Source organism: Arthrobacter sp. efr-133-TYG-120, assembly GCF_030209785.1.
GTDB lineage: Bacteria > Actinomycetota > Actinomycetes > Actinomycetales > Micrococcaceae > Arthrobacter.
Genome location: NZ_JARVRI010000023.1, coordinates 15,916 through 28,367, shown reverse-complemented (window position 1 = coordinate 28,367; position 12,452 = coordinate 15,916). Strand labels below are relative to the sequence as shown.

Here is a 12,452-nt window from a genome sequence, read left to right as displayed (position 1 = left end):
TCCTCACCAACGACCCCGGCATGGGCGTCATCCGCCACGCCGACGCCGGCTACGACCGCGCCATCGAAGTCGCCCACGAACGCGGCGTCCGCATCCCCATGGAAGAAAGCAAGTAGGAACACCCCGATGACAACCATTACCCACGAACCGCTGACCGTTACCCTCGGCTCCAGCGGAGTCACGCCGGAGGACGTCGTCGCCGTCGCGCGCTACGACGCCAAGGTGACCATCTCCCAGGAAGCCCGGGACACTGTTGCCAAGGTCCGCGCCCACATCGACGGCCTCGCGCACAGCGAAGTTCCGGCGTACGGCGTTTCGACGGGCTTCGGCGCCCTGGCCAACCGCCACATCCCCAATGAACTCCGCACCCAGTTGCAGAAGTCGCTCATCCGCAGCCACGCCGCAGGCATGGGCCCGGCAGTGGAGCGCGAAGTGGTCCGCGGCATCATGTTCCTGCGTGCTAAGACCCTGGCCTCGGGCCGCACGGGCGTTCGTCCCGTGGTCCTGCAGACCATGGTGGACGTCCTCAACGCCGGCATCACCCCGGTAGTCCGTGAATTCGGCTCCCTGGGTTGCTCGGGCGACCTCGCGCCGCTGTCCCACTGCGCCCTGGTCCTGATGGGCGAAGGCGAAGCCACCGGTCCCGACGGCGAGCTCTACGGCGCCGCCGGAAAGAAGCCGGTTGCCGAACTCCTCGCCGCGCACGGCATCGAGCCGGTGGTCCTCGCGGAAAAGGAAGGCCTCGCGCTCGTCAACGGCACCGAGGGCATGCTCGGCATGCTCCTGATGGCCATCGCCGACCTGCACCTGCTGCTTACGACGGCGGACATCACCGCGGCGCTCAGCGTCGAGGCGCTGCTCGGCACCGACCAGGTGTTCCTGCCTGAGTTGCACGCGGCCCTGCGGCCCCACCCGGGCCAGGCCGCAAGCGCGGACAACATGCTTCGGGTGCTTTCCAACTCGCCGATCGTCGCTTCGCACCGCGTCAACGACACCAAAGTCCAGGACGCGTACTCGCTCCGCTGCGCACCCCAGGTGGCCGGCGCGGTCCGCGACACCGTGACGCATGCCGAACTCGTGGCCTCCCGCGAGTTGGCTGCAGCCATCGACAACCCCGTGGTGCTCCCGGACGGCCGCGTGTCCTCCAACGGAAACTTCCACGGCGCCCCGGTGGCGTACGTCCTGGACTTCCTGGCGATCGCCGTGGCGGACCTGTCCTCCATCGCCGAGCGCCGCACGGACCGCATGCTGGACCCGGCCCGCTCGCACGGCCTCCCGGCCTTCCTCGCAGACGATCCCGGAGTGGACTCTGGCCTCATGATTGCCCAGTACACCCAGGCCGGCCTCGTCTCGGACAACAAGCGGCTGGCCGTCCCGGCGTCGGTGGACTCCATCCCGAGCTCCGCCATGCAGGAAGACCACGTCTCCATGGGTTGGCACGCTGCCCGCAAGCTCCGGAAGGCCATCGAGAACCTGCGCCGCGTCCTGGCCGTGGAACTCGTGACGAGCGCCCGCGCCCTCGACATCCGCACCAAACTGTCCGGTGGAGAACTCACTCCGGGGCCTGCCGGCACCGCCGTGATCGAGGTGCTGCGCGGCGTCGTCGACGGTCCCGGAACTGACCGTTTCCTCTCACCTGAACTGGAAGCGGCAGACCGTCTTGTAGGCGCTGGCGAGGTGCGAACGGCCGCCGAATCCGCCGTCGGAATTCTCGCCTGACGCCGAACAAAATACTGTTCGAGTGAACAATAGGAAGCGCCCCGGAAATGTTTGGCAATACGTGCCCCGGGGCGCTTTCTGTGTAGTAGAACTTATGGGGTACGGCATGTCCACGCCGACGATGTCGTGGGCCTGCCGGGAATATCCGTTTACAACTGAAAACAACGAACATCCACAAAGGGGTAGAAGTTCAATGAAGGCACGCGGGACAGTTCTGTCCAGGCGAATCGCACAGTCCGCCGTCGTTTCCAACTGGGGAACGTTGAAGGTGGGGGAGCGGATCGAAGTCGTAAGGCACGCACATGTGGTCGCTGCGGGGGAGGTGCAGGAAGTCTCGGGCAGCGGCAACGTTGTGTGGCTTGAACCCGCAGGACCTGGCGCCGATGAAGCCGCCAAACAGCTTTTCATGAAGTCCGACGGCGTGGAGTTGCGCCGGGTGTAGGGACTCCGCAAAAACCGGGTTATAGGACCGGGGCTTGTTTCCCATTCCGCGCCGTCTTGGCGTGGTCTGGAAAACAAGCTCCGGTTTTCTTGTCTGTACCTATTTCTATGGCCTGTCCTTAGGCGGCGAGGACCTCACGGGTCTGGCCGAACGGGACGGACTCGTCCAAGGCGACCGTGTAGCTTCCGGGCTCCCGGCGGGTCACCAGGATCCCGCAGCGGCCGTCTTCGGCAGCGGCTTCGATGAGCGTGCTGACGGCTTCGTCGAGTCCGGCATGGACTTCGTCGACGGACGCAAAGGACAAATGGATCTCGTTGTTTTCTATCGTGGCAGTGCTCATTGGGGGCCTCCTTCTGCAGGATGCCGCGTTGGGGAGCGGCAATTCCTGCATAAAAGATAGCAAAGAGTCGTCGGATGTCTGTCATTCTGGGATCTGGATCACCGGCGTACCATCGCTCGCAAGAGCTTCACGGCCACGGAGAGTGCGGCTATATCCACCGGGCCGGGCTTGATCGCTTCCTTGATGGTGTCCTGGATGCGGGCGAGTTGTTCGATGTTTCCGCGTTCCCAATCCTGGATCCTTCCTATGGGGTCGGCGCTTGCCTCGGGGGAGCGGGGAGTGTGCCGGACCACGGCCTTGGTCATGTCGGCAAGGACCAGGTACATGTCGTCGCGGAGGGCTGCGCGCGCCAAGGCCTCCCAGTGGGTGTCCCGCGGCAACAGCGTGATGTGTTCCAACAGGGGAATGGCCGAAATCCGTTCGAACACGGCGAAGTACACCTCGGCGACGTCCTCAACGGGCTCTTGCAATTCCTCGGCGATCGCGGAAATGTCCAAAAGGCCGTAGCTGACCAGAAGTTCCGAGGCTCGAAGGCCCAGCTCGTGTGGCAAGCCCACTGAATCCGAATGGGCAAGGCGCGTCAACGAGTGTTGCAGGTTGATCCCGTGCAGGAAGCGCGTGAAGTTCGCCCGCATCAGCGCCATGGGCCGCTCGAGCCGGGCGAAGGCGTCCGCTATGGGCTTGTCGCGGAAATCGTGGGTGACGTACCAGCGGGTGGACCGGTCGAGGAGCCGGCGCATGTCCAGGGCCACGGCGCATCCATGTTCGCTCGGGACGCTTGCCGGTACCCGCGCGATGGCTTCAGTGACCGAATCGAAGTCCCAGATTCGGCGCATGACCACGAATCCGCGCGCCACCGCGGCCGCCGAAACCGTGGTCTCCTCCATGGCGCGGAACGCGAAGGCTATGCCGCCGAGGTTGATCATGTCGTTGGCCACCACAGTGGCAACGATTTGGCGGCGCAGGGGATGCGTGGAGAGGTCCTCGCCGAACCGTTCCGAGAGCTGACGGGGAAAACAGTCGCGCAGCGTTTTCGAAAACCATGGATCGTCCGCGAGCCCGCCCTCTGTCAGTTCCCGCGCGAGCTCGATCTTCGCATAGGCCGCCAGCACGGCGAGTTCAGGTGAGGTCAGTCCAACTCCGGTCCTTACTCGCGCCTGGATTTCCTTGGTTGTCGGCAGGCATTCGAGCTCCCGGTCCAGGTCCGTGGCTGACTCGAGCCAGTCCATGGTCCGTTCGAAGCTCGGGCTCCACTCGAGGACCAGTTGCCTGTCATTGAGGAGGAGGACGTTTTGGTCGACGTTGGTTTTCAGCACGAGCCTCCCCACTTCGTCCTGGAGTGAGTGCAGGAATTTCGTCCTTTCGTTGGGGGACATCTTGCCTGCGGCGATCATCCGGTCCAGGAAGATCTTGATGTTTACCTCGTGGTCCGAGCAGTCCACGCCGGCGGAGTTGTCGATGGCATCGGTGTTTACGCGGATTCCAGCCAGCGCAGCCTCGATCCTGCCGCGTTGGGTGATGCCGAGATTGCCGCCCTCGGCGATGATCCGGGTACGCAGTTGGGCGGCGTCCACCCGGATGGCATCGTTTGACTTGTCTCCGACGTCGGCATGCGTCTCGGCGGAAGCCTTGACGTAGGTGCCGATCCCACCGTTGTAGAGCAGGTCGACGGGGGCCGTGAGGACGGCCCTGAGCAGCTCAGGCGGGCTCATCGCCGTCGTGCCCTCCTCCAATCCCAAGGCGAGGCGGACAGGCTCGGTGATGCCGATTGATTTGTCGGCCCGGGAGAACACTCCTCCACCGGGACTGAGCTTCGCGGGGTTGTAGTCGGCCCAGGATGAGCGGGGGAGCTTGAAGAGCCGTTTCCGCTCGGCGAAGGAAATGGCCGGGTCCGGGGTGGGATCCAGGAAGATATGCCGGTGATCGAAGGCCGCCACCAGCTTGATGTGGTTCGAGAGCAGCATGCCGTTGCCGAACACATCGCCGCTCATGTCGCCGATGCCCACCACGGTGAAATCCTCGGCCCGGGAGTCGATGAGCAACTCACTGAAATGGTGCCTCACGGACTCCCAGGCGCCGCGGGCGGTGATGCCCATCTGTTTGTGGTCATAACCCACGGAACCGCCGGACGCGAACGCATCGCCCAGCCAGAATCCGTACTCTGAGGCGAGGTCGTTGGCGATGTCGGAGAACGTGGCTGTGCCCTTGTCCGCGGCGACCACAAGGTAGTAGTCGTCGCCGTCGTGCCTCACCACGCGCGCCGGCGGGACGACGCGCTCGGCAACCAGGTTGTCCGTGATGTCCAGTAGTCCACGAACGAAGATCCGGTAGCTTTCCTGACCCTCGGCCAGCCAAGCCGCCCGATCTTCGGCGGGGTCCGGGAGCTGTTTGGGGTAGAAACCACCCTTGGCTCCGGTGGGAACAATGACGGCGTTCTTCACGGTCTGGGCTTTCACGAGCCCCAGGACCTCCGTGCGGAAGTCCTCACGGCGGTCGGACCAACGCAAGCCGCCGCGGGCAATGGCGCCGAACCGCAAGTGGACGCCTTCCACGCGTGGCGAGTAGACCCAGATTTCGAATTGTGGCCGGGGTGCAGGTGCAGCCGGGATGGAGGAGGGGTTCAGCTTGAAACTCAAATACGGTTTGTTGAGGTAAAAGTTAGTGCGCAGGGTGGCCTCCACCAGGCTCGCCAGGGAACGCAACAGGCGGTCGGCGTCGAGGACCGGTACGGCGTCGATCGCTTCGGCCAGTTCCTTGCGCGCGGCGTTGGTGGCTTGCGTCCGCGAGCTGTACTTGCCGCGGTCCGTTTCGAACAGGTCGCTTCCAGCCGCCATCTGCTCAGCAGGCGTCTTGTCAGCGGGCGCCGGCGCCCGCAGCTCAGGATCGAACAGATCGGGGTCGAACCGGTCCGGATCGAACTTCGCCTCGAAGAGCGAAAGCAGAGCGCGGGTTGCCCGCACATTCTCACGAAGGGTATCCGCGATGAACCCGTACGAATTGGTGCTCCCCAGCTGCCGGAGGTACTTCGCATACGCGCGCAGGATGGCTGTCCGCCGCCAGTCGATCCCCTCCCGGATGACCAGGGCATCGAAGGCGTCGGACTCCGCATCTCCCCGCATCGCGGCACAGAACGAAGCGGCCAGGAGCTCGCCCGTTCGCACGGGATCAACTCCACGCGGATACACGAGGCCAAGGTCGTAAAGGAAGAAGGACCGCCCGTCCGCACGCTGCACGTCGAACGGCCGCTGGTCCAGGACGCGCAAGCCTAGGTTGTGGAAGAGGGGCAGAATCTGGCTCAGGCTCTGCGGGCGGGTCAAATAGAGCCGAATCCGCGCATCCTCGGCGAGGACAGCGGTTCCCTGGCGCCTGTAGACGGTGAGCAGCGGGTCCGCGGTGTCGCCGTCGGCCTGGTCCCCGTCCATGGGCGCGAAACCCTCGAACCGGACGATGTCCTGAACGGCGTCTTCCACCTCGTAATCGGCCTTGTAGCTGGCCGGAAAGGCGGCAGCCCATTGCCGGGACAGCCGGGCGGCCTCGTCCGCGGGGAACCTTGCCCGCAAGGCTTCGTCCAGGCCTTCCGCCCAGGACCGCGTCGCGGCGATAATCCGCTGCTCCAGTACCGCAGGGTCGACGACGGCGGGCGCCCCCTCGCGTGGCAACAGGACCCGGAAGAACACCCGGGCCATGGCGGATTCGCCCAGGCGGAGCTCGAACTCGATGGCCCCGGAACCGAAGGCCTCGCGAAGTTCGCGTTCAATGTTGAGCCGGACGGCCGTGCTGTAGCGCTGCCGCGGCAGGAAGACCAATGCCGTCATGAAGCGGTTATGCGAGTCCGGACGAAGGAACAACCGGGTGCTGTGCCGTTCTTGGAGGCGCAAGATGTCCCGCGCGTGCTCCGCCAACTGCCCGGCGCCGATGTGGAAGAGCTCGTCGCGCGGATAAGCCTCCACCACGGCCAGGAGTTCCTTGCCGCGGTGTGATGCCGGCGGGTAGCCGAACGTCCGCAGTACCTCGTCCACAGTGTCCCGGATGACGGGAATCTGGAGTGCCGAACGGGACGCCGAGCTGGGAGCGAAAAGGCCGACCCAGGTGCGCTCGCCGATCTTGTCAGCCCCGGCCAGGGTGATTTCGTCGAGGTAGGCACGCCGGAGCACCGTCGAGCGGAGCGTCGACTTGGTGAGCGTCAGGAGGGGCTTTGCGCTCGGCCCACCTTCGGACGGCCCACCTTCGGGCGGCCCACCTTCGGGCGGCCCGGCCTCGGACGCGTCGCCCGCCACCTTCCGGAGCAGTCCGAGACTCCTCCGGCCGCGGTAGCCGAGGAACACGAAATTCCCGTCGTCCAGCCAGCGCAGCAACTCCCGGACCTCCCCGCCGCCGGACAAACCCGCCAAACCCCCGATCTCGTCGGCAAGTTCCTGGTGGATGGCAGCCGCGTCTTCCGCCGCGGCCCGGACATCGCCAAGGACGCACTGCAGCCGTTCAACGAGGTGTTCGGCACTCGTTTCGTCCGGAAGCCGGGAAATCTCGACGGCGATCCAAGCCTCCGTCAGCGGCCGGCCGTCGTGCTCCAGGGGGGTGACCGGGACGGAAGGCTCGACGCCGGACGGCAGTCCGGTCCGCAGGGGGCCGCGGCGGACGTCGGTCAGGCGGTGGGTGGCTGGATCCCGGGTGACGGTAAAAGTGGGGTGGACCAGGAGCCCGATGGAGGCGTTGTCCCTGGCGATTTCCGCAGTGACCGACGGTACGAGGTAAGGCATGTCCTCGGTGACAATCGCTACGAGGCTCGCGTCGGCCTCGTTCAGGACGCCGATCACAGCTTGCCCGGGAGCCCGCCGTTCAGCCAATGAGCGGTGGTACCGGGCACGCTCGAGGAGCGTGTCCGTGGTGTAGTTGCGGACATCATCATCGGCCACGTGTTCGTAGTAGTCGGTCAGGAATCGGTCCGGGGCGCCGGGGGCAGTGCCTCCCAGGGCGTGGTCCGCGGGCTCGATCCTGGGTGACATGTCGCTGCGCCTCCGCTGCGCAAGGAGCGGCCGTGCTGTAGCGGTCGGCGAAGTCCTGCGCCTGATTTCATGATGGCTGGCGCGGGGCGGGCAGTAAACCCCTGGAATGCGCCGCGAGATGGCGCTTCGCGTCAGTAATTGCGTGAACTGCCATCTCGCGGGTGGTGATGAATCGCCTAGCGCTTGACGGCGTCCAGCTTGAGCATCTTGGCGATGACGCCGTCGAGCTCGGAGTCGTCGAAGATCTTCTTCCAGTCGTCCTTGATGATGGTGTCCTTGCCGTACTGGATGGCGATTTCGCAGGCCTCGGAGAACGGGTTGGAGCCGCGCAGGGCGTTGGTCAGGGCAATCTGCACGTGACCGAACAGCATGGCCTTGGCTGCTTCTTCGGGGACGCCGGCGGTGTGCACGGTTTCGTGGAGGGCTTCGTTGAGCAGGGTGCCGATCATGCAGGCCACGGTCTCCACGAGGGTGGGTTCCAGGATGGCTAGCTGCTTCACGGTGACCCAGTGGACGTCGATGACGGGGGCGTAGATGGTGCGGATGGTCGCCTCGGCTGCGTCGCGGGTTGCCGCGGGTGCGTCCTCGTCGATCGCTGCCACGACGTTCTGCGGGGCGCCCTCGCCGCCGAAGGTGTCGGCCCATTCTTCCTTGGTGGTCCGCTCGAGGAATACGGAGGGGTGGCACGGGTGGGCGACGGCCTGGACGACGTCGTCGCGCTTGGCCAGTAGTCCGGCGTAGGCGGCGGCCGGGTCCAAGGTAAGGAGGATCGAGCCGGGCTTCATCTGCGGGACGACGCCTTCGGACACGATGCCCAGGACGGTGTCCGGCACGGCGAGGATGACGACGTCGGCGCCCTTGACGGCGTCATCCGTTGCGGTGATCTCGCGGCCCTCGGCGCGGACGCGGTCCTGGCCGGCGGCGGAGTTCTCGCTGTAGGTGACGGTGTGGCTGCTCTTCTGGAGGTTGGCGGAAACGCGCATCCCCATCTTGCCACCGGCTCCAATAACGGCGACGGTCAATTGTTCTGCTGACATTTCACTTGCTCCTTAGGAATTCGAGGCTTTGTTGGGTCCACTGGTTTTCGAGGCGGATGGTGTCCGCCTCGGAGTCCTGCCAGGGCAGCCAGTGTTCGACGATCTGGTTGATGTTTCTTTGCGAGGGCTGGATCTTGCCGGCCATGTAGTCGTAATCCAGGAGGCCTTCGCCGAGCGGCGCGCCGGAGTACGTGAACCCGACCCACCCCTCCTTGCGGCTGAACGCAAAGTCTTTGATGTGCATATTCAGGACGTAGGGCGCGACGGCGTCAATCACCTCGCGCGGCATCTCCAGCGCCGCGACGGTGTTGGCGGGGTCGCTGCAGATCCCGAGGTACGGGCTGTCCACCCGGCGGATCACGTCCAGGATCCGAGCGGTAGGCACCTGTTCGTAGGTCTCGACGGCGATCCGCACGCCTGCCGCTTCGAAGGCCGGCAGGACCTCGGTGAAGATCGCGGTGGCTTCGTCGGCGTCGGGCGCGTGGCCGGGGACGTTGAACATGGTCCTCAGTAGCTCCGAGCCAAGGATCCGGGCGATGTGCAGGAACTTGCGCAGGTGCTCCGGACGGATGCCCTTCGTGCCGAGTTCCAGCGTGATGCCGAGGGAGTCCGCGGTTGAGCGGACGGCGGCGAGTTCGTCGTCGGACATGTGCTCGAGGGGAGCATAGTCGCAGATCTGGAACAGCTCGACGCTCAGGTCCGCAGTGCAGGCCAGCGCGTCGTGGATGCTCAGCGGCGCCGAGACGGCGTCCGAGAGTTGCCAGAAGAACGCGTAGCTGCTCAGGCCGATGGTCGAGCTCATACTGTCACCCCTTTCCCAACAAGGCGTGCGGCAGCCTCGTCCAGGATGGTCTTGAGGGCTTCCGGATCGTGCGCGAAGCGGCCGAGGAACAGGCCGGCAACGGACATGTCCAACTGGCTGATCAGCCCGGGGCCCGCGCTGCCGCCGTAAATGACACGGCTCCCGGCCTGTCCCGGCAACGAGCGGAGGTGCTCGTCGAGGCCGCGGACCACGGCGCTGATGTATTCGGGCGTCGCGGGTTCCGGCGCGCCGATGGCCCACTGCGGTTCGTACGCCACGATGGTCCGGCCTGCGGGACCGAGCGATTGCGCCCGCTTGAGGGCGGCGTCGATCTCGGCGGAGCAATGGGCGATGGCCTCTTCGGCTGAACCGGAGTTCAGTTCGCCGACGCACAGAACCGGGGTGAGGCCGTTGCGGTAGGCTGCCGCGGTCTTGAGCCCGATGACCCGGTGGTCCTCGCCGAAGATCCTGCGGCGTTCGGCGTGCCCGATTTCGACGTAGCTGCCGCCGATCTCGGCCACCATCTTCCCGCTGACCTCGCCGGTGTATGCGCCTTCGTCTTCCCAGAAGATGTCCTGCGCGCCCGTGCCTGCGCCGGACGTTTCGAGGAGTCGGCCGGCGTCCGCTAGAACGGGGAAGGCCGGCAGGACGAACAACTCGACCTCGCCGCTCCGGACCGCGGGATGCGCGGCCGCGATGGACGCCACTTCCCGGCAGTATTCGAGCGTGCGCTCGTAGCCGAAATACATCTTCAGGCTGACGCCGATGATCGCCTTCTCATTCGTCCCGCCGACGGCGGGTTTAGCAGGAAGTGACACCCTCGTAGTCCTTAATAAGCGTGACTTTCTCGGCGGAGGCTGAGGACTCGTCGAACGTGTAGGTGAGCCACTCCTTGGCGAGGCGGCGGGCCAATTCCAGGCCGACGACGCGCTGTCCGAAGGTGAGGACCTGCGCGTTGTTGCTCAGGACGGCCCGTTCCACGGAAAAGCTGTCGTGGGCGGTGACGGCGCGGATGCCGGGGACCTTGTTGGCTGCGATGGCCACCCCCAGCCCGGTGCCGCATACCAGCAGGGCACGGTCGGCCTTGCCAGCGGCGATGAGCTCGGCAGCAGCGATGGCCACGGACGGGTACGGGGTGTGGCTGACGGCATCCACCCCGACGTCGGTCACGGATTCGACCAGTTCACTGGCCTCGAGGTCGGCCCTCAGGGCTTCCTTGTACTCGAATCCGGCGTCGTCCGATCCGATGACCAGGCGCAGTTTGGTGCTCATGCTGTCTCCTTCATGCTGTTTTCGATCGTGTTCTCCTGGAGGAGGGACTCGTGGATCGCCTTGACGATCAGGGCCATCGAGACTGCTCCGGCGTCCGGGGTGCCCAAGCTCTTCTCGGCATGCGGGCGGGCGCGGCCCATCAGCGGCAGCAGGTTCGCGGTTGCCTCGGCGGCCTGTTGGGCAGCCACGACGGCGGTGCCCCACGCGTCCGTCAAGGACCGGCCGTCCTGCACGCCGGCTTCGAGGGCGTCGCGGAACGGGACCAGGACGTCCACCAAGGTTTTGTCGCCCACCTTGGCTTTGCCGAAGTTCATGATGGCCGCGGCGGCGTCTGCCACGCCGGTGGCGACAGCACCGCTGTCGGGCGCGTTGGCGTCGCCCAAAGCGTCACCGACGGCCCGCAGTGCCATGCCCCAGAGCGCGCCGGAGGTTCCGCCGGCCTTATCGGCCCAGGCATCCCCGGCGAAGTGCAAGGTGGTGGCCGCACCGGCGCCGCGTACGACGGCGTCTGCCGCGGCTTCCACGGCGGCGCGGACTCCGCGTTCCATGCCGATGCCGTGGTCGCCGTCTCCGGCGATCGCGTCGATCCTGCCAAGTTCCTCGGCGTTCGCGTCGACGACGTCCTTGGCGGCGCCAAGTGCGGCGAGGACGCGGACGGCGGCCGCGCGGGACTCAGCCGAGGCGGCAGGGATGGAAAGTTCGACGTCGGCCAGCCCGCCGTCGTCGGCCGCCAGCGCCTGGGCCGTGACCGCGCCGCGGCGGAAGGCTGGGGCGTCGGCCGGTGCGAGCCAGAGTTGTTCGAGTTCCTCGTCCAGCCAGAAGAGGGTCAAGGATGTGCCTGCCATGTCGAAGCTGGTCACAAGCTCGCCCACCTGCGGATCCACGACGTCGAGTCCTGCCTTAGTGAGGAGCTGCGCGACGCGGCGGTACACGACGAACAGTTCCTCGTACTTCACGCTGCCCAGGCCATTGAGGATCGGGACGACGCGGGCACCACTGATCTGGACACCCTCGGGGATTTCGGCAAGGAGCTTGGCGACCATCAGCTCGGCGAGCTCATCCGCCGTCGGGATGTCCGTTTCGCCGATGCCTGGTTCACCGTGGATTCCCATGCCCACCGCCATCCGGCCCTCGGGGACGGTGAAGAGCGGCCGCTCCGCGCCGGGCAGCGTGCACCCGGTGAACGCGACGCCGAAGGAACGGGTGCGGTGGTTGGCGCGTTCGGCGATCTGCACGACGTCGTCCATGGTGTAGCCGGCCTCGGAGGCTGCGGCGGCGACCTTGAAGACCGTCAGGTCTCCGGCAATACCCCGGCGCTTGTGCATCTCGCTTGCGGGGGCGGAGGAGATGTCGTCCGTCACGGCGATGCTGCGGCAGTCGATTCCCTCCTTGCGGAGCTTCTCCTGCGCCTGGGTGAAATGCAGGACATCCCCGGCGTAGTTGCCGTAGCCCAGGAGCACGCCACCGCCGTTGTCCGACGCCTTGGCCACGTTGTAGACCTGCTGCGCGGACGGCGAGGCGAAGAGGTTGCCCATCGCTGCGCCGTGCGCCAGGCCCTGGCCGACGAGCCCCCCGAAAGCCGGGTAGTGGCCCGAACCGCCGCCGATCACCAGCGCTACCGTGCCGGGAGTGCTCCGGGTGCTGCGGGCCACGCCGCCGGAGACGCGCCGTACCCAGCGGCCGTGCGATGCGACGAAACCTTCGATCATTTCGTCGGCGAAGGCTGCGGGTTCATTGAACAAGCGGGTCATGCGGAACTCCTGGACCTGTCGGTGGAAATCATGGTGGGACCTGGCGCCTGCCTGGGGGCAGGTCGGGCGGGGCGGCGGTGTGGCGT

Annotated in this window: 10 protein-coding genes; 3 read left to right on the top strand and 7 right to left on the bottom strand. The window is 66.1% G+C overall.

Annotated elements, in window-relative coordinates; all coding sequences use genetic code 11:
• From QRN51_RS23300 to QRN51_RS13925, 3 genes are all read left to right on the top strand, one after another.
• Window positions 1-116: urocanase-related protein (locus QRN51_RS23300; protein ID WP_350224981.1), on the top strand; the 116-nt coding region annotated here is incomplete at its 5' end.
• A 10-nt stretch (window positions 117-126) separates the two neighbouring features.
• Window positions 127-1,719, top strand: a complete 1,593-nt coding sequence (gene hutH / locus QRN51_RS13930) for a histidine ammonia-lyase (protein WP_284990438.1) — start codon at window positions 127-129, stop codon at window positions 1,717-1,719.
• A gap of 193 nt (window positions 1,720-1,912) precedes the next feature.
• Window positions 1,913-2,161 (top strand): hypothetical protein, encoded by a 249-nt coding sequence (locus tag QRN51_RS13925; RefSeq protein ID WP_059388455.1) that lies wholly within the window; start codon window positions 1,913-1,915, stop codon window positions 2,159-2,161.
• A gap of 118 nt (window positions 2,162-2,279) precedes the next feature.
• Here the strand turns inward: QRN51_RS13925 and QRN51_RS13920 are convergent, their stop codons facing one another.
• The 7 genes from QRN51_RS13920 to QRN51_RS13890 form a co-directional block, all read right to left on the bottom strand.
• The gene (locus tag QRN51_RS13920; RefSeq protein ID WP_059388456.1) at window positions 2,280-2,501 is read right to left on the bottom strand and encodes a hypothetical protein; all 222 of its coding nucleotides are present in this window, start codon (window positions 2,499-2,501) and stop codon (window positions 2,280-2,282) included.
• Between the two features lie 98 nt (window positions 2,502-2,599).
• Window positions 2,600-7,504 (bottom strand): NAD-glutamate dehydrogenase, encoded by a 4,905-nt coding sequence (locus QRN51_RS13915; protein ID WP_284990437.1) that lies wholly within the window; start codon window positions 7,502-7,504, stop codon window positions 2,600-2,602.
• A gap of 176 nt (window positions 7,505-7,680) precedes the next feature.
• On the bottom strand, window positions 7,681-8,541 hold the full coding sequence (locus tag QRN51_RS13910) for a phosphogluconate dehydrogenase C-terminal domain-containing protein (RefSeq protein WP_284990436.1): 861 nt from the start codon (window positions 8,539-8,541) through the stop codon (window positions 7,681-7,683).
• A 1-nt stretch (window position 8,542) separates the two neighbouring features.
• A complete protein-coding gene (locus QRN51_RS13905) occupies window positions 8,543-9,343 on the bottom strand; it encodes a sugar phosphate isomerase/epimerase family protein (RefSeq protein ID WP_284990435.1) in 801 nt (266 codons plus the stop codon).
• Window positions 9,340-10,161 (bottom strand): triose-phosphate isomerase family protein, encoded by an 822-nt coding sequence (locus tag QRN51_RS13900; protein ID WP_284990434.1) that lies wholly within the window; start codon window positions 10,159-10,161, stop codon window positions 9,340-9,342. The genes QRN51_RS13905 and QRN51_RS13900 overlap by 4 nt, the downstream gene beginning before the upstream one ends.
• Entirely contained in the window at window positions 10,145-10,615 is a 471-nt protein-coding gene (locus QRN51_RS13895; RefSeq protein WP_284990433.1) for a ribose-5-phosphate isomerase, read from the bottom strand. The genes QRN51_RS13900 and QRN51_RS13895 overlap by 17 nt, the downstream gene beginning before the upstream one ends.
• Complete coding sequence (locus tag QRN51_RS13890) at window positions 10,612-12,366, bottom strand: dihydroxyacetone kinase family protein (RefSeq protein WP_284990432.1); 1,755 nt, start codon at window positions 12,364-12,366, stop codon at window positions 10,612-10,614. Before QRN51_RS13890 ends, QRN51_RS13895 begins: the two co-directional genes overlap by 4 nt.
• Window positions 12,367-12,452: the final 86 nt, after the last annotated feature.